The sequence below is a fragment of the Gramella sp. Hel_I_59 genome (genome assembly GCF_006714895.1).
Taxonomy (GTDB): Bacteria; Bacteroidota; Bacteroidia; order Flavobacteriales; family Flavobacteriaceae; genus Christiangramia.
The window spans coordinates 2,713,661-2,729,877 of record NZ_VFME01000001.1; the positions used below are offsets into that span (position 1 = coordinate 2,713,661).

General features: G+C 38.8%; 17 protein-coding genes. 10 read left to right on the forward strand and 7 right to left on the reverse strand.

Going from position 1 to position 16,217, the window contains the following annotated elements; genetic code table 11:
* Position 1: 1 nt before the first annotated feature.
* Positions 2-508, reverse strand: a complete 507-nt coding sequence (locus JM79_RS12530; RefSeq protein ID WP_141878473.1) for a DUF4920 domain-containing protein — start codon at positions 506-508, stop codon at positions 2-4.
* A gap of 114 nt (positions 509-622) precedes the next feature.
* Between JM79_RS12530 and JM79_RS12535 the strand changes: the two genes are divergently transcribed.
* Positions 623-1,672, forward strand: coding sequence for a branched-chain amino acid aminotransferase (locus tag JM79_RS12535; RefSeq protein ID WP_141878474.1), 1,050 nt, complete (start codon positions 623-625; stop codon positions 1,670-1,672).
* A 53-nt stretch (positions 1,673-1,725) separates the two neighbouring features.
* Here the strand turns inward: JM79_RS12535 and JM79_RS12540 are convergent, their stop codons facing one another.
* Positions 1,726-2,112 carry a nucleoside triphosphate pyrophosphohydrolase family protein gene (locus JM79_RS12540; protein ID WP_141878475.1) on the reverse strand — a complete coding sequence of 129 codons (387 nt, stop codon included), beginning with the start codon at positions 2,110-2,112 and terminating at the stop codon, positions 1,726-1,728.
* A 45-nt stretch (positions 2,113-2,157) separates the two neighbouring features.
* Between JM79_RS12540 and JM79_RS16255 the strand changes: the two genes are divergently transcribed.
* From JM79_RS16255 to JM79_RS12570, 6 genes are all read left to right on the forward strand, one after another.
* Positions 2,158-2,346 carry a DUF3810 domain-containing protein gene (locus JM79_RS16255; RefSeq protein WP_141878476.1) on the forward strand — a complete coding sequence of 63 codons (189 nt, stop codon included), beginning with the start codon at positions 2,158-2,160 and terminating at the stop codon, positions 2,344-2,346.
* A gap of 53 nt (positions 2,347-2,399) precedes the next feature.
* Positions 2,400-3,455, forward strand: a complete 1,056-nt coding sequence (locus tag JM79_RS12550; RefSeq protein ID WP_141878477.1) for a GyrI-like domain-containing protein — start codon at positions 2,400-2,402, stop codon at positions 3,453-3,455.
* Positions 3,448-3,819, forward strand: coding sequence for a fluoride efflux transporter CrcB (gene crcB, locus JM79_RS12555; RefSeq protein WP_347707210.1), 372 nt, complete (start codon positions 3,448-3,450; stop codon positions 3,817-3,819). The genes JM79_RS12550 and crcB overlap by 8 nt, the downstream gene beginning before the upstream one ends.
* A 164-nt stretch (positions 3,820-3,983) precedes the next feature.
* On the forward strand, positions 3,984-4,322 hold the full coding sequence (locus tag JM79_RS12560; RefSeq protein ID WP_141878478.1) for a P-II family nitrogen regulator: 339 nt from the start codon (positions 3,984-3,986) through the stop codon (positions 4,320-4,322).
* Positions 4,323-4,349: 27 nt separating this feature from the next.
* Positions 4,350-5,576 (forward strand): ammonium transporter, encoded by a 1,227-nt coding sequence (gene amt / locus JM79_RS12565; RefSeq protein ID WP_141878479.1) that lies wholly within the window; start codon positions 4,350-4,352, stop codon positions 5,574-5,576.
* 122 nt (positions 5,577-5,698) lie between these two features.
* Entirely contained in the window at positions 5,699-6,799 is a 1,101-nt protein-coding gene (locus tag JM79_RS12570) for a porin (protein ID WP_141878480.1), read from the forward strand.
* On the opposite strand, the gene JM79_RS12575 is transcribed toward JM79_RS12570, so the two are convergent.
* Positions 6,796-7,410: a DUF1684 domain-containing protein gene (locus JM79_RS12575; protein ID WP_141878481.1), complete on the reverse strand. Its 615-nt coding sequence runs from the start codon at positions 7,408-7,410 to the stop codon at positions 6,796-6,798. The two genes, JM79_RS12570 and JM79_RS12575, sit on opposite strands and share 4 nt — an antisense overlap.
* Positions 7,411-7,483: 73 nt before the next feature.
* Between JM79_RS12575 and JM79_RS12580 the strand changes: the two genes are divergently transcribed.
* Positions 7,484-8,689, forward strand: coding sequence for an MFS transporter (locus JM79_RS12580; RefSeq protein WP_141878482.1), 1,206 nt, complete (start codon positions 7,484-7,486; stop codon positions 8,687-8,689).
* On the opposite strand, the gene JM79_RS12585 is transcribed toward JM79_RS12580, so the two are convergent.
* From JM79_RS12585 to JM79_RS12595, 3 genes are all read right to left on the reverse strand, one after another.
* The gene (locus JM79_RS12585) at positions 8,686-10,086 is read right to left on the reverse strand and encodes a hypothetical protein (RefSeq protein WP_141878483.1); all 1,401 of its coding nucleotides are present in this window, start codon (positions 10,084-10,086) and stop codon (positions 8,686-8,688) included. The two genes, JM79_RS12580 and JM79_RS12585, sit on opposite strands and share 4 nt — an antisense overlap.
* Before the next feature lie 103 nt (positions 10,087-10,189).
* Entirely contained in the window at positions 10,190-10,390 is a 201-nt protein-coding gene (locus tag JM79_RS12590) for a DUF1328 domain-containing protein (protein WP_141878484.1), read from the reverse strand.
* Between the two features lie 195 nt (positions 10,391-10,585).
* Positions 10,586-11,023 carry an Lrp/AsnC family transcriptional regulator gene (locus tag JM79_RS12595; protein ID WP_141878485.1) on the reverse strand — a complete coding sequence of 146 codons (438 nt, stop codon included), beginning with the start codon at positions 11,021-11,023 and terminating at the stop codon, positions 10,586-10,588.
* A gap of 116 nt (positions 11,024-11,139) precedes the next feature.
* Here JM79_RS12595 and JM79_RS12600 point away from each other — a divergent pair, with 116 nt between their 5' ends.
* Complete coding sequence (locus JM79_RS12600; protein WP_141878486.1) at positions 11,140-11,538, forward strand: hypothetical protein; 399 nt, start codon at positions 11,140-11,142, stop codon at positions 11,536-11,538.
* Between the two features lie 64 nt (positions 11,539-11,602).
* On the opposite strand, the gene JM79_RS12605 is transcribed toward JM79_RS12600, so the two are convergent.
* A complete protein-coding gene (locus tag JM79_RS12605) occupies positions 11,603-15,058 on the reverse strand; it encodes a methylmalonyl-CoA mutase family protein (RefSeq protein WP_141878487.1) in 3,456 nt (1,151 codons plus the stop codon).
* 397 nt (positions 15,059-15,455) lie between these two features.
* Here JM79_RS12605 and JM79_RS12610 point away from each other — a divergent pair, with 397 nt between their 5' ends.
* Positions 15,456-16,163: a DUF4197 domain-containing protein gene (locus JM79_RS12610; RefSeq protein ID WP_141878488.1), complete on the forward strand. Its 708-nt coding sequence runs from the start codon at positions 15,456-15,458 to the stop codon at positions 16,161-16,163.
* The last annotated feature ends 54 nt before the right edge of the window (positions 16,164-16,217 follow it).

Genomic DNA, 16,217 nt, shown 5'->3' on the forward strand with positions numbered 1-16,217 from the left:
ATTATTTTTTTATTAAAACACCATCAGCTGTAAAACCAAATTTTTTCACAGGTTCGCGAATCGCCATTACCTCATCAATAGATTTGCCAGCATCCTCAGCGTAATGACGTTGCTCTTCTACACTTGTTTCTTCAATAAATGCCTTACCACGAACAATCACATCTTTACCCATAGCATCCTTTGGAACAAAGAAGCCATAATTTTCAAATTTCACCATTACATCATCCACTCCGGGTAACTCCAGAACCATCCAACAGCCTTTACTCTGACAGACACTATTAATTTTGGTATCAAATTTCACATCGATAGTGTCTCCCCCTCGCAAACTTTCATATTTTTCCAGCATAACTGATGAGGAGAAAGTGCCTTTAGGACTAATTTCCTGGCCATATGATTCATAATTAGCTTCAACATTATCTTCTAATAAAGCTTCAGCTTCATCATTATCTTTTTTTCGATCGCAGGATAAAAGACAAAAAAAAGCAAGAATAAATGCAAATTTTTTCATGATTATATATCTAAACAAAGGTTAGTCTTCAAATTTACCAAAACTTTAGATTTTCGTTCTGCTAATATTTCGGTAAATTTGCGCAATAATACACCAACTACTAAACATCAACTAATGATAGAGATACAAAAGACTACCGAATCTAAAATAGACAAGACTAATTTTGATAATCTAGCTTTCGGACAGGTTTTCTCAGATCATATGATGGAATGTGATTATAAAAATGGTGCGTGGCAAAAACCTATTATCAGACCTTATGGACCTTTGTCTTTAGAGCCTTCAGCGCGTGTTTTTCATTATGGACAGGCTGTATTCGAGGGAATGAAGGCTTATAAGGATAAAGATGACCGTATCTGGCTTTTTAGACCAGAGCAAAATTTTGAGAGGATCAATAAATCCAGTGCGCGAATGGCAATTCCTGAGTTTCCGAAGGAATATTTCTTTGAGGCGCTGGAAGAACTATTGAAGTTAGATAAAGATTGGATCAAGAAAGGTTTTGGAAATAGTTTATATCTAAGACCGTTCGTGATCGCTACAGAGGCAGGTGTTTCAGCTTCCGCAGCAAAAGAATATAAATTTATGATCATTTGTTCTCCGGCACAGGCTTATTACAGCGGTGAAGTGAGAGTGAAATTTTCAGAAAAATATAGCAGAGCTGCAGATGGTGGAGTTGGATTCGCTAAGGCTGCCGGTAATTACGGAGCACAGTTCTACCCTACCAATCTTGCTAAAGAAGAAGGTTTTCAGCAAATCATCTGGACCGATGCCAATTCTCATGAATATCTTGAAGAGGCTGGTACAATGAATATTTTCTTTAGAATTGGTAACAAGCTCGTAACTGCACCAACAAACGACCGGATTCTTGATGGGGTGACCAGAAAGAGTGTTCTAAAACTTGCGGAAGAGAACAATATTGAAGTAGAAGTACGCAGAGTTAGCGTTCAGGAGATCGTTGAAGCTGCCAGAAAAGGAGAGTTAAAAGAAATGTTTGGATCTGGAACGGCGACAGTGATCAATCCAATTGCTGGCTTCGGCTATAAAGAAGAAAAGTTTGAATTACCAAAGATGGATGATTCTTATGCCAGTTTTTTTAAGGATACACTTATGAAAATTCAGTATAACGAAGCTGAAGATCTTTACAACTGGACTTACGAGGTAAAATAAGATTCCTCTAAACAGTAATGATATACGATCCCGGAAGTTTTCTTTCGGGATTTTCATTTTTCTAGGATCTTACCTATCTCAGGTTTAAAGTAATTACCTCCTTTCAGGACCTTTCCATCCTCTCTATAAACTGGCTCACCGTTTTCATCCAGTTTACTCATATTACTTCGCTGGATCTCTTCAAAAACTTCTTCGATCTTATGCTGCATACCATGTTCGAGAATTGTACCACACAATATATAGAGCATATCTCCTAAAGCATCTGCGACCTCAATAAGATTTCCGCTATTGGATGCCTCCAGATACTCCTCGTTCTCTTCCTTCATTAAATGAAAACGCAAGAGGTTCTTTGCCTTTCCAAGATTGGCCTCTGGCTTCTGTTTAACGCCAAGACCAAATGCAGAATGAAACTCTTCCACAGCAGCAATAGCTTTCTTCATGATTAGAATGTTTAAAAAGTTTAACTTTGCTGAAAAATTAACTAAATGTTTTCTACCGGACAACTTATATTCGCTGCCTTTTTCGTGGTAGCATTTATCATCGTTATGATCATTAGTTACCGAAAGGATCTGAAACTGCATAAAAAATACTACAAAGGAAGTCTGATGGTACTACTAGCCTTCATCGCTTTTATTGTCATTTTATTCATAATCAAGACACAGCTGAATCATTGATTCTTGCAACCACTCCAAAATAATTATATTAGTCTCCAATAATCCCAGTCATCATGAAAATTCTTAAATACCTGTTTTTCTTACTATTAATCATATTTATTGGAGCGTCCATTTATATCGCGACCAAAGATGGAAGTTATCAGGTTCAGGAACAGCGCATGATCGCAGCTCCACAAGAAGTTCTTTATGATGAGGTAAATGACCTTACTACATGGAAAGAATGGGAACCATGGTCGAATGGTGCTGAAGACATGATCATCAATTATGGTGATAAGACCATTGGCGAGGGTGCGAATTATGAATGGAGTAGTGAAGAAATGGGTGATGGTTCGCTGGTGACCACGAAGGCCAACCCTCATAGTAGCATTGAGCAAAAAGTTACCTTCAAGACAACTTTTGGAGAAAGTACCAGTGATATCTCCTGGTCTTTTGAAAAACAAAATGACAGTATCTTAACTACCTGGACCTTAAAGGGTGATCAAACTTTTCTTGAAAAAGCAGCATTTTTATTTGAAGATGAAAGTATGACTCAGCGATTACAGCCGGTATTCAAACAGGGAATGGATAATCTTGAAGAGCAGATAAGAAAGGAGATCGAAAGTTATACGATCAATGTGGACGGAGTGACTCAACACGGTGGAGGTTATTATCTTTATATCACTACTGCGAGCCGACTTTCCCAAATTGCGGGTAAAATGGAGGATATGACCAATGACGTGAGCAACTTTATGAATTCTAATAATATTGAAATGACCGGAAAACCTTTTATTCTTTTCAATGAAAGAAATGAAGATAGAGGTACCGCCATTTATTCGGCAGCCTATTTTACTCCGAGTGAAGTGATCACACCTCAGGACAGCCAGGTTCTGAACGGTTTTATGCCGAATCAAAAAACGTTGAAAACCACTTTAAAAGGTGATTATGAATATTTGCAGGAAGCCTGGGATGCGGCTTACCAGTATATTCAGGAGAACGACCTGGTAGTAATGGAAGATGCAGAGTTCTTCCAGGTACACGTTACCGGACCAAAGGACAATGCCAATCCAGCCGAATGGATCACTCATTTGTACATTCCACTGGGAGAAAAAGAAACAGCATTAGATGATTAAAAACCTGCTACTCGTTTTTCTTGGAGGTGGTTTAGGATCCAGTCTGCGATATTTGGTAAGCAAGTATTTAAATGACGGCGGAGTTATTCCCCAGGGAACTTTAGTAGTTAATGTTCTGGGTAGTTTTTTGCTAGGGCTTGCCCTTGGATGGCTTATTAGACAGGATATGCTTAATCATCCTTTATACTTTCTTATAGCCATTGGTTTTTGTGGTGGCTTCACTACCTTCAGCACCTTTTCATTTGAAAATTTCAACATGATAAAATCTGGTGATTATATTTCATTCTCTATATACTTTCTAGGTAGTATCATCTTAGGAATTATCGCGATATTCCTCGGAATTATCCTTTCCAGACTTTTTTAAGCGATTTTTAGATACATATATTTCGATTTTAAACTTTTTATTTAAATACCCCTAAATTTATAGGGGTGTTTTTTATTTATATCGTAAAAGTTGGTAGACGACCCGTATTTTAACAGGGTCTGTTAAAGTTTTTAATAACTTTAAACCTCTCTTAATCAACATTTATGAAAAAAATTGAAGCAATTATTCGCAAGTCTGAGTTTGACAAGACCAAAGCAGCCCTGCACTCAATTGGAGTTACGTTTTTTAGCTACTGGGATGTTACCGGAGTTGGTAATGAAAAGGTAGGTCATGTTTATCGAGGTGTATCCTATAGCACCGCAGATATTCAACGAAGATACCTGTCTATCGTAGTTACAGACAGTTTCATGGACAAAACCATAGAAACATTAATGGAAGCTGCATATACCGGCAGTGTGGGAGATGGAAAGATCTTCGTGTCCACAATTGATGAAGCCTACCGAATAAGAACCAAGGAAAAAGGTTCAGAATCACTCAAGTAAAAACTACAATCTCAACAGTAACTTATTATGGAAGGAATATTAACTATCAATAACGTATGGATGATGATCTGTACGGCACTCGTTTTCTTTATGCACATGGGCTTTGCTCTTTTGGAGATAGGTCTTACTAGGCAAAAGAATACAATCAACATATTATTTAAGAACCTGTTTATTATCACTGTAGGTCTCTTACTATATTGCCTGCTTGGATTCAATTTGATGTATCCGGGAGAGTTCAATGGATATTTTGGTTTTGCAGGCTTTGGACTGGATAGTCCTCTAGTCGATGGAAGCCTCGATCTGGCATACAGCGAAGGCTATACATATTGGACAGATTTCCTATTCCAGGGAATGTTTGCAGCCACCGCAGCAACTATTGTATCTGGTGCAGTAGCCGAAAGGATCAAACTAAACAGTTTTATGATCTTTGTAATTCTCTATGTGGGGATTGTATATCCAATAGCCGGTTCCTGGAAATGGGGTGGCGGATTCCTTGATGAAATGGGATTCTATGATTTCGCTGGTTCAACTCTTGTTCATTCAGTTGGTGGATGGGCAGCTCTGGTTGCAATTTATCTTTTAGGAGCAAGAATTGGAAAATTCAAAGATGGTAAAATTGGAGCTTTTCCTGGTCATTCCATGCCTTTTGCCACTGCAGGAGTTTTAATCTTATGGTTAGGATGGTTTGGGTTTAATGGAGGTTCTGTACTTTCTGCAGATCCAGAACTAACCTCTTTAACCCTGGTAACAACCTGTCTTGCAGCAGCAGCAGGTGGAGTAGCATCCTTTATATTCTCCAGCATCCTTTATAAGAACTACGATATTACTATGTTTCTAAACGGTATTCTTGGTGGACTGGTAGGAATCACTGCTGGTGCAGACCAGATGTCCCCAACAGATGCAATTCTTATTGGTGCGATCGCCGGTGTCATTATCGTAATGGGAGTTGCGCTCATTGACAAATTGAAACTGGATGATCCTGTAGGTGCCGTAGCCGTTCATTTGATCTGCGGAATATGGGGAACCCTTGCCGTTGGCATCTTCGGAAATATGGCTGGGATAGATCAGTTCATCACCCAGCTTATTGGTGTTGGGGCTTATGCCGTCTTCTGTATTGTGACCTCATTTATCATATTCTATGTTCTGAAGCTTACTCTTGGACTAAGAGTTTCAGCAAAAGAAGAAACTGAAGGTCTGGACATTCATGAACATGGTATGGATGCATATCCAGATTTCGGACTAAATCAAAAATAACAGCTAAAAATAGAAACGGAGCGTTCCTCCAAACGCTCCGCTATATAATTGCTAAACTTTAAAATTCATTCAGTAATACCGTCGCTAAACGAATACACTAACAATGTTTTAATCTTAAAATTATGCATGCAATTACATTTTCAAAATTAATAAAAATCTTCATTGTACCATGCTTCTTATTCTTCTCATTTAGCTTGCAGGCTCAGGAAGATGAAACCGAAGAAACCTCAAAATTCAGTATTAGCGGAAGTGTTGATGCTTACTTCAGAACAAATTTTAATGGTCTTAACCAATCTGAAGAAATCGTAGGTGGAGACGCCGTTACTTTGGACCCTGCTGCTCCCGCAACATCTTTTGCCAATGATCCCGGTTTTGCCATTGGAATGGCAAATGTGATCCTGGGATACGAAAATGATAAAGTCGGCTTTCTGGCAGATCTGGTATTTGGACCCCGAGGTGAAGATGCTGTATTTCTCTCCCAGGGTTCTGCACAAATTGTAAATCAGTTATACGCTTACTATAAAGTGAATGATGCACTAAAATTTACGCTTGGTAACTGGAATACCTACCTTGGTTACGAGGTTATTTCTCCGGTAGCGAATTTCAATTATTCTACCTCTTATATGTTCTCCTACGGCCCTTTCTCCCACACTGGAATCAAAGCCGACTTTAGCTTTGACGATAACTGGACCGGGATGCTAGCCATCATGAACCCTACAGATTATACTGAATATAACCCTATCGGGAAATATAGTTTTGGAGGCCAATTAGGTTATAGTGTGGACGGTGGAAGTGCCTTTCTGAATCTTCTCTATGGTGAGCAATCACTATCAGATGACAGTTTATTTCAAATAGATCTAACTACAGGTTGGGATTTAACCGACAGCTTCTACCTTGGATTGAATACTACTTACCAGGATACTGATGGTACAGGTTTTTATGGTGCAGCAATCTATCCGCAACTTTCATTTACAGATAATTTTGGTCTTGGGTTAAGAGCTGAGTATTTTAAAGAACTGGAAGACGGAGGCGTTGTTTATGGAGCAGACACCAGTATTACTGCTTTCACGCTAACCGGAAGTTACCAGACCGGCGGACTCATCATCAAACCTGAATTGCGTCTGGATAGCGTCTCAGATGATTTCCCGGCATTTCTGGATCGGGACCTAAAACCAAATAGTGATCTGGCTTCCTTTCTGGTCGCTGCTATCTATGCATTCTAGTTTTTAGCGAACTTTTTAACACCGGCCGGTATTGATGTTTCCAGATGATTCTCCTTAGGAGGAATGGGACAGGAATACCGGCCGCTGTATGCGCAGTAAGGATTATATGCCCTATTAAAATCTATAGTTACTGTCTTCTCTTCAGGAATACTGAAGTCTATATATCTACCTCCAACATAAGTTGAAATTCCGTTAGTCTCATCTGTAAAGGGCAGGAACAAATAATCGAAATATTCAGGATCTGATCTCAGACTCTGATTTTGATATAAATTCAGCATAAATTCTTTTCCCTTCAGTTCAAAATAAAGCTCTCCATATTTCACATAGGTTGAAGTCCTGGAAGTGCTTGTCTGCATTTCAAAAGGAGATTCCGATGGAGTTCGAATAAATTCTGCTTCAACGATATAGGTAGTATCGATGACAAAAAATTCCAGCCCATCAAAATTTTCCAGGTCTTCCTTTTCTAGTGGAGATTCTTCGAAATCTCTAAAATCTTCATTTAACTGCACTTGATACTCTTCCGAAGCTTTTACGGCGTCCAGCACCTGAGCCTGTAATATCGAGGATATGGAAAGAACAAGGATAATAGCGAAATTTCTGAATAAAGACATGTGATGTATTTAATTCCCAAAATAACCAATATCTACCAGAAAAATTGAAGTAATTTTGAGGCTTGACAAGTCTATGAAAAAGTTATTTGCATCCTATATCGATTCGTTCTCTGGACTGAGAAAAGAAATCTGGCTACTGGCATTGATCACCCTGATCAATAGAGCCGGCACTATGGTTATTCCCTTTCTTTCTCTGTACCTTACCAAGAGTCAGGGATTTAGCCTGGAGCAAGTGGGATGGATACTCACATTCTTTGGACTGGGATCTGTAACCGGCTCTTTTCTGGGTGGTAAGCTCACAGACATATTTGGGCATTATAAAACCATGGCTGGTAGTTTGATTGGTAGTTCCGTATTATTCGTTCTACTGCAGTTTCCTCAGGATTTCTGGACGTTCTGCCTGGGAATTTACCTGGTCATGTCTATAGCAGATATCTTCAGACCTGCAGTGTTTGTTGCGATAAGCGCCTATAGTAAACCGCAGAACAGAACAAGATCCTTAACATTAATAAGATTGGCGATAAATTTTGGCTTTTCAGCGGGACCAGCACTGGGAGGTTTAATTATAGCTACTGCTGGTTATGATGGTCTATTCTGGGTTGACGGTATCACCTGCCTTTTCGCAGGTGTTCTATTATTGAAACTACTTCATCCTAAACGTGCTTTGGAAGAACCTGAAGAGGAGATCACCAATACCACTTCCGCATACCAGGATAAACTGTATTGGGTATTCGTAGGAGCACTAATGCTGTTCGGACTTGTATTTATCCAGTATTTCTCTACGGTGCCACTTTACTATTCTGAAGTACATCAACTGAGCGAACTCGAAATCGGACTTATATTAGGACTGAATGGATTCTTTATATTCCTTTTTGAAATGCCGCTGATCAAATACCTTGAAAACCGAAATTTAGGAACGTTAAATTATGTCATATTCGGTGCCTTCCTAACCGCATTAAGTTTCCTGGTCATAAATCTTACCGGTTGGGTGGGAATTATTATTGTTGGGATGCTTCTGGTTACCATTGGAGAAATGATCGCCTTTCCATTTTCAAACTCCTTTGCTCTTATTAGGTCTCAGGGTAAAAAACGCGGTAGTTACATGGCGCTTTACAGCATAGCTTTTTCAGTCAGCCATATTTTTGGACATAACTCCGGAATGCAATTAATCGATAATTTTGGTTACGACTTCACCTGGTATACTATGATGGGGCTCGCCGTTGTATGCATCCTGTTACTTATTCTTCTGAAGAAGCTTCTGGCGAGGGAAGCAGCTTAGTATTTCGATTTTTTGAGATACTTCTGAATGATCGAATTGTATTCTTCAGAAAATTTCAAGTCCAGAGTTCCATCGATGGAATACAATTTTTCATAATCGTCATAACCGGTCTTCAGAAGATCTTCCAGGTATAAAAGAGCAGTTTCAGCATCCCCGTCTAAAGAAGCCAGAGAAATGATTTTAAAATACGCTTCAGGATCTTCCTTATTAATCGCTGTTCTCAAAACACTTATAAAGATCCTGGCATCGATTCCGGCATTGGATTTCATGATATCATCGAACTGTCGCTTGGAAAGCAAGTCCAGATAACCCTTCAACCTGTAAGCCATATCAACTTTGGCCTTTTCAGAACTATTCTGAAGTTTTTCCAAACCATCCATCTGGTACGCCCACCAACCAATATTCTGAAAGTTTTGCGTCATCACATCTGAAGTTAACAGGTATTCATACTCCGCCTGTTGTTCACGCTCATAGGAAACTGCCTGTTTGAAATCTCTTTTCTGAGCAGAATATCCTCTAGTACGCTTTACCTCTTTCATTCGATCTTTAACCTCATCCTCGTAACCAAATTCTGCGTACTTTTCTTCCATTCTTTCCAGGTTCTCGTATGCCGAATAGTAATTCCTTGTTCGTCTCAGACTTTCTACATAATCAAGTTCCTGCTGGTATAATTTAGAAACGAGATCTTTATTTGCCTCTCTTGATCCATCTCTAATTGCCTGGAGCGTAAAACCGGAAACCGCATTATAGATGACTGCACTGGACGGCCAGTCATTTTCCTTACCGTCAAAGTAATAGATCTCCGTTGGGAAATCTCGCTTGTCATAAAATTTGAGATAGCTTTCCATTTCGTAAACCATATAATCCTGACTTCCTCCTATTCCAATAAACATATAAGGCTCCTGATCATTAACGAATTTTGGGTTGACAAATGAGTTATTAATGGCCAGAATACCAGCCATATTCTTATTCATTAACGTAAGCGCTGAAGCGATCTGTGCTCCTTCCGCCATACCTGCAAAATAGATTTGCTCTGGATCTATTGCTAAAGTTCCGGTTACCACGTTCATCATGGAAACTGAAGTATTTATAACACTATCAAGAGACTTAGATTTTAAATCAAGTTCCAGGGCTGCAATAATATAACCCTGATCTTCGGCAGCCGGACGAAATAGATTTGCGGTACTGGATGCCCTTCCTTTTGGATCGAAGATAAAAATAACCGGCCATTTTTTCTCCTGAGAATATTGGGAAGGAGTATAAATCGTGAAAGTTTCACCTTTAGATCCGGGAATATTGATGCCTTTAGTAACATTGCCCTTGGCAATTCGAACCTCCTGCCCTATGATTAACAAAGGGAGAAATAGAAAGATGAAACATGGTAGAAGTCTTTTCATAGGTGTTGGAATATCTTTAAATATAATAATTGCATCACGAATTATTCCATAAAAAAACCCGCAAGCAATAAACTTACGGGTTGGGGTACTATTTAATGTGTTTTTATCTCCTTTTTACTGGCTGATATTTCATTTTCTGTTTCTCTGGAAAAAATAATTTCGCCATAAGAGAAATCACCAGTAGGTCTGCAAAAATCAGGAACATTATTCTAATAACTTCAATTCCGGAAAATGATAACCCGGTAAATCCTACTAATCCTGTTACTGCTGCAAGAACTAAAAATAATAGTGCTTTCTTCCTCATGATACTTTTTACTTGTTTTGTTTGATACAAATTTAAGTACGAAACTCCTCAGTTTGTCATAACAAAATTACAATTGGAATCTTTTTAACTAAGAACTAGAAATTCTCAAATCAAACTGTTAACGGAAAGAATTATAAAGCCAGATTTTAACAATTTTTTTTAGCTCGTTTACATTTACTGAAAAATGAAATATCTTTATCGCGGTAGTATTGGCGCATCGTCCACAACCTTGGAAAGAATAATATGGGTTCTGGTTTCCCCGTAGGTGATCAACTGATCAATAAGCTTCTCCAGGTGAACCTGATCTTTTAAGATCACTTCCATAATAATATTTTCATTACCAGTTATACGATAACAATTAAGCACCTCTTTGTAGGTTGAAACTGTTTCTAAAAAAGCTTTTAATCTTCCAGTAAATGCGCGCAAAGTAATTACAGCACGTAGTTGATATCCGGTTTTCTGATGACTGATATTGACCTTATAAGAATTGATCACCCCGGCATCCTCCATCTTTTTCATTCTTTCAGCAACGGCCGGTGAGCTTAGTCCCACTTTTCTTCCTATCTCCGAAAAAGATGCTCTCGCATCTTTTTGTAATTCCTGCAGGATTGCCCAGTTCAATTTATCAACCATATTTTTAAAGTATTGTAGAGCTATAAATTTAAATATTAAATATAATTCCACTATTCACATTAACATTTAAATGCGTCTTTGATAAGTCTCTAGTAATTTAGAGGAAAAATTAAACGATGTCATCTTCTTACGATAAGTCCCGACAGCCCAGCGAAGCTCTATATTCTAAGGCCCGGGAGATCATGAAGATATCCAAATCTGTATCTGATTATCTTTTGCCTGAAATATCGGGATTGAATGATCACGGAATGGAAGATAAGAGCGTCTATTTTACCGGCGATATTATACGATATTCGGAATCACTATTGCCAAATATTGCGAGGGCCGAAAATGAATTTTTCCAGGAAAGCAGAAAGCATTATGTGCATGCCGTAAGTCTGCTTACCGAACGTCTAAGTAAGCATTGCGAACACCTTGAACTTGCCAATAGCAACGGCAAGGATTTCGTACGGCTTCTACGGAAAGAAATCCAGAAATTTAGAAAATTACAACGCGTTTGGCGACTAACCTTATAAACCTAGAAAATAAAAAAATCCCGGTTTCCCGGGATTTTTTTTATGCTCTAAAATATTTCAGTATTTACATATTTCTACGATACTGTCCACCCACTTCGAATAAAGCATGAGTGATTTGTCCTAACGAACAAACTTTCGTTGCCTCCATCAATTCCTCGAAAAGGTTCTGATTGGTAACTGCTGCTTTCTGGATTCTTTCCAGCATTTCTTCAGCAGAATCTTCTTTAGCTTTATGTAAAGTTTCCAGAGTTTTGATCTGGTGTTCCTTTTCCTCTTCCGTAGCACGAATAACTTCACCCGGTGTTACTGTAGGCGAACCTGTAGAACTCAGGAAAGTATTAACTCCAATAATCGGGTAGTCTCCATTGTGCTTTAAAGTTTCATAGTACAGGCTTTCTTCCTGTATCTTTCCTCGCTGATACATAGTTTCCATAGCACCAAGCACTCCGCCACGTTCTGTGATTCGATCGAACTCAGTAAGCACAGCTTCCTCTACCAGGTTGGTTAATTCTTCGATAATGAACGATCCCTGGATTGGATTCTCGTTCTTAGCAAGACCTAACTCCTTATTAATAATTAATTGTATAGCCATCGCTCTTCTTACTGAAGCTTCAGTAGGCGTGGTGATCGCTTCATCATATGCATTGGTGTGCAATGAATTACAGTTATCGTAGATCGCATACAATGCCTGAAGCGTAGTTCTAATATCATTAAAATCGATTTCCTGAGCATGCAATGATCTTCCTGAAGTCTGTATATGGTATTTCAACATTTGAGCTCTGGAATTGGCTCCATACTTATGTTTCAAAGCTTTGGACCAGATTCTTCTGGCAACCCGACCAATCACTGCATATTCCGGGTCCACTCCATTAGAGAAAAAGAACGAAAGGTTTGGACCAAATTTATTGATATCCATTCCCCTGCTTAAATAGTACTCTACATAGGTAAATCCATTCGCGAGGGTAAATGCCAATTGGGTGATAGGATTCGCGCCAGCTTCAGCAATATGATATCCTGAAATAGATACAGAATAGAAATTTCTAACTTTTTCATCAATGAAGTATTCCTGAACATCACCCATTAAACGCAGCGCAAATTCAGTAGAGAATATACAGGTATTCTGAGCCTGATCTTCCTTTAAAATATCTGCCTGAACGGTTCCTCTAACCACATTGATGGTTTCAGCTTTGATCTTAGCATATACATCTTCTGGTAAAACCTGGTCACCGGTTAATCCAAGAAGCATCAAGCCAAGTCCGTCATTTCCTTCTGGAAGTTCACCACGGTATTGAGGTCTGTCGATACCAGCATCGTCATACAGCTCTTTCAGTTTTGCTTCTACTTTGTCTTCAAGACCATTCTCTTTGATGTACTTTTCACAATTCTGATCGATCGCGGCGTTCATGAAAAATCCAAGTAACATTGGAGCAGGACCATTAATAGTCATACTCACTGAGGTCATCGCATCTGCCAGATCAAATCCTGAATAAAGCTTTTTCGCATCATCAAGACAACAAATAGACACTCCAGAATTTCCAATTTTACCATAAATATCTGGTCGGTGGTCAGGATCATTTCCGTAGAGCGTAACCGAATCAAAAGCGGTAGACAGTCGTTTAGCTGGTAATCCCTGGCTTACGTAGTGAAATCTTCTATTGGTTCTCTCAGGTCCACCTTCACCGGCAAACATTCTAGTTGGATCTTCACCAGTACGCTTGAACGGGTAAAGTCCGGCAGTATAAGGAAATTCTCCAGGAACATTTTCCTGAAGGCACCATCCCAGAATATCGCCCCAGGCCTTGTATTTTGGAAGTGCTACTTTTGGGATCTGCGTATGAGAAAGAGACTCGGTATGAGTATCGATTTTGATCTCTTTATCGCGGACTTTAAAGCTATACACAGGTTCCGTATACTTATTCACTTTATCGTTCCAGGCAAGAATCATCTCCCAATTGTAGGGATCCAAATCCATTTTTATTTTATCGAATTCAGCAAAAAGCAGTTTTAAAAATTCGGACTGATCTTCTGCTGAAACTTCTTTGATCCCATCCTGATCAATTCCGTTTTTATCAAGGTATTTGGTTTGATCTTTACCAAACTCGGTTTTTGTATTAGCAACGGTTTCGATGGTTTTATATATTCCGTAGAGACGCTGAGCAACTTCAGTTTGAGTCGCAGCAGTTTCATCATATCCACGATTATTTTCAGCAATTTCTGAAAGATAGCGAGTACGTTTTGGCGGAATCACGAATATCTTCTCGCTCATTTCTTCTGAAATTTCAAAAGTTGAGCTCATCCCTGAATTTGTTTTCTCCTCTACTGCGTCCATAAGACTTCTGTAAAGAGTATTCATTCCAGGATCATTGAATTGAGAAGCGATGGTACCAAATACCGGAAGTTTCTCAGCATCTTCATGCCACAACTGGTGGTTTCTCTGGTATTGCTTTTTTACATCACGCAAAGCATCCTGTGCTCCACGTTTATCGAATTTGTTGATAGCAACTAGATCTGCGAAATCAAGCATATCGATCTTTTCAAGCTGAGTTGCCGCGCCAAATTCCGGAGTCATCACATATAATGACACATCTGAATGATCCATGATCTCCGTATCACTCTGCCCAATTCCTGAAGTTTCAAGAATAATAAGGTCATAACTGGCAGCTTTCAGAACATCAACCGCTTCTGCCACATGTTTGGACAGTGCCAGGTTTGCCTGCCTGGTAGCAAGTGAACGCATAAAAACTCTAGGATGATTGATACTGTTCATCCTGATACGGTCACCAAGTAATGCGCCTCCAGTTTTCTTTTTTGAAGGATCCACAGAAACGATCCCAATATGTTTTTCAGGAAAATCCATTAAAAATCTTCGAACCAGTTCGTCTACCAAACTTGATTTACCAGATCCACCTGTACCGGTAATTCCCAGAACCGGAGTTTTATTTGTATCAAAATTGTTCTTGTCAAAATATTTCAGGAATTCTTCATGCCTGTTTTCAGCAAGAGAAATAAGACGGGATATTGTAGTAACATTTCTGGATTGCAGATTCTCGTTTACCTTGTCTGCTTCTTCAAGATCTGGAACCTGATTATCCACACGCCGGATCATATCATTGATCATCCCCTGCAGACCCATTTCACGACCATCATCTGGAGCGTAGATCCTGTCTATCCCGTAATCCATCAATTCCTTAATTTCGTCTGGAAGGATCACTCCGCCTCCACCGCCAAAGATCTTGATATGTTCTGAACCTTTCTCTTTAAGAAGGTCATACATATATTTGAAGTATTCGGTGTGGCCACCCTGGTAAGAAGTCATTGCAATCGCGTGTGCATCTTCCTGAATAGCACAGTTCACGACCTCTTCCACACTTCTATCATGGCCAAGATGGATCACCTCAACTCCAGTAGCCTGGATGATTCTCCGCATAATATTAATGGCGGCATCATGACCATCAAAAAGCGAGGCTGCGGTTACAATTCTTATTTTATTTTTAGGTTTATAAGGACTTTGTTGCTCCATGTTTAATTATATCAAGAATATTGACTTGCAATTTACGAAAATCGCAATGAAAATGAGATTTTAAAATTATTGAAAACTGAAAAAAAGCCACCTTGGGGAAGGTGGCTTCTAAGCAGGAATATGAACTTGTAATATGCTGATGTATTAAAACAGTCTACTACTAATTCATTACTCATGTTTTTAATTATTCGATAAAAATTAAATGCAGATGAAACACGATCCTATTGACTTCAAAGTTATCTAACCATCTTTCTTATAAAAATCTGAATTTCAGATTTATCAAGCTAAAAATACTTCAGCGTGTGACATAAACAAAATCGATAGTTTTAATATTATTATAACTTTATACGATGAAGCGTTAAAATTTTAGCAAGTATATTTGAGCAAAATATTTACCATGAAAAAGTTCCTCGGCCTATTACTTATATTCTCTTTAAGTTCCTGTGCTGAATTGCAACAAATTGCAACTCAGATTCCTTCAACTTATGGTGTAACCGATTCAGAAATTAACTCTGGATTGAAGCAGGCTCTTCAATTCGGGATCGATAAAGAAGTGACCAGTCTTGCAACTGAAAATGGATTCTTTAAGAATGAACTTGTGCGTATAAGTCTGCCGCCAGAATTACAGAAAGTTGATAAGACCTTAAGAGATGTTGGTTTGGATAATCTTGCAGATGAAGGCTTAAGAGTTCTTAACAGAGCCGCTGAAGATGCAGTAGGAGAAGCCATTCCTGTTTTTGCGAGTGCAGTGAAAGAAATAAGTTTTGCAGATGCCAGAAACATTCTTCTGGGAGCAGATAATGCCGCAACAAGTTACCTTTCATCAAAAACTCAAACACAACTTTATGACAGGTTCAATCCTATCATCAATAATTCATTAGAGAAAGTCGGAGCAAACAGGGTTTGGTCCAATCTTATACAGAGATACAACTCTATTCCTCTAACCAGTAAGGTCAATCCAGATCTTACTGATTACGTAACTAATGAGGCTCTTCAAGGCGTTTATCTTATGATAGAAAAGGAAGAGAAGGACATTAGAAATTCCTTAAACTCCAGAACAACAGACCTTTTAAAACGTGTTTTTGCCCTACAGGATAGATCTTAAAATTCTTACATAATACAATATTTTAACACTTTCCCACGAATATCCGGTATATTT

Excerpts from the sequence above, each read along its gene's own strand:
- JM79_RS12530 (WP_141878473.1), bottom strand. The coding sequence starts at position 508 with ATGAAAAAATTTGCATTTATTCTTGCTTTTTTTTGTCTTTTATCCTGC.
- JM79_RS12535 (WP_141878474.1), top strand. The coding sequence starts at position 623 with ATGATAGAGATACAAAAGACTACCGAATCTAAAATAGACAAGACTAAT.
- JM79_RS12540 (WP_141878475.1), bottom strand. The coding sequence starts at position 2,112 with ATGAAGAAAGCTATTGCTGCTGTGGAAGAGTTTCATTCTGCATTTGGT.
- JM79_RS16255 (WP_141878476.1), top strand. The coding sequence starts at position 2,158 with ATGTTTTCTACCGGACAACTTATATTCGCTGCCTTTTTCGTGGTAGCA.
- JM79_RS12550 (WP_141878477.1), top strand. The coding sequence starts at position 2,400 with ATGAAAATTCTTAAATACCTGTTTTTCTTACTATTAATCATATTTATT.
- crcB (WP_347707210.1), top strand. The coding sequence starts at position 3,448 with ATGATTAAAAACCTGCTACTCGTTTTTCTTGGAGGTGGTTTAGGATCC.
- JM79_RS12560 (WP_141878478.1), top strand. The coding sequence starts at position 3,984 with ATGAAAAAAATTGAAGCAATTATTCGCAAGTCTGAGTTTGACAAGACC.
- amt (WP_141878479.1), top strand. The coding sequence starts at position 4,350 with ATGGAAGGAATATTAACTATCAATAACGTATGGATGATGATCTGTACG.
- JM79_RS12570 (WP_141878480.1), top strand. The coding sequence starts at position 5,699 with ATGCATGCAATTACATTTTCAAAATTAATAAAAATCTTCATTGTACCA.
- JM79_RS12575 (WP_141878481.1), bottom strand. The coding sequence starts at position 7,410 with ATGTCTTTATTCAGAAATTTCGCTATTATCCTTGTTCTTTCCATATCC.
- JM79_RS12580 (WP_141878482.1), top strand. The coding sequence starts at position 7,484 with ATGAAAAAGTTATTTGCATCCTATATCGATTCGTTCTCTGGACTGAGA.
- JM79_RS12585 (WP_141878483.1), bottom strand. The coding sequence starts at position 10,086 with ATGAAAAGACTTCTACCATGTTTCATCTTTCTATTTCTCCCTTTGTTA.
- JM79_RS12590 (WP_141878484.1), bottom strand. The coding sequence starts at position 10,390 with ATGAGGAAGAAAGCACTATTATTTTTAGTTCTTGCAGCAGTAACAGGA.
- JM79_RS12595 (WP_141878485.1), bottom strand. The coding sequence starts at position 11,023 with ATGGTTGATAAATTGAACTGGGCAATCCTGCAGGAATTACAAAAAGAT.
- JM79_RS12600 (WP_141878486.1), top strand. The coding sequence starts at position 11,140 with ATGTCATCTTCTTACGATAAGTCCCGACAGCCCAGCGAAGCTCTATAT.
- JM79_RS12605 (WP_141878487.1), bottom strand. The coding sequence starts at position 15,058 with ATGGAGCAACAAAGTCCTTATAAACCTAAAAATAAAATAAGAATTGTA.
- JM79_RS12610 (WP_141878488.1), top strand. The coding sequence starts at position 15,456 with ATGAAAAAGTTCCTCGGCCTATTACTTATATTCTCTTTAAGTTCCTGT.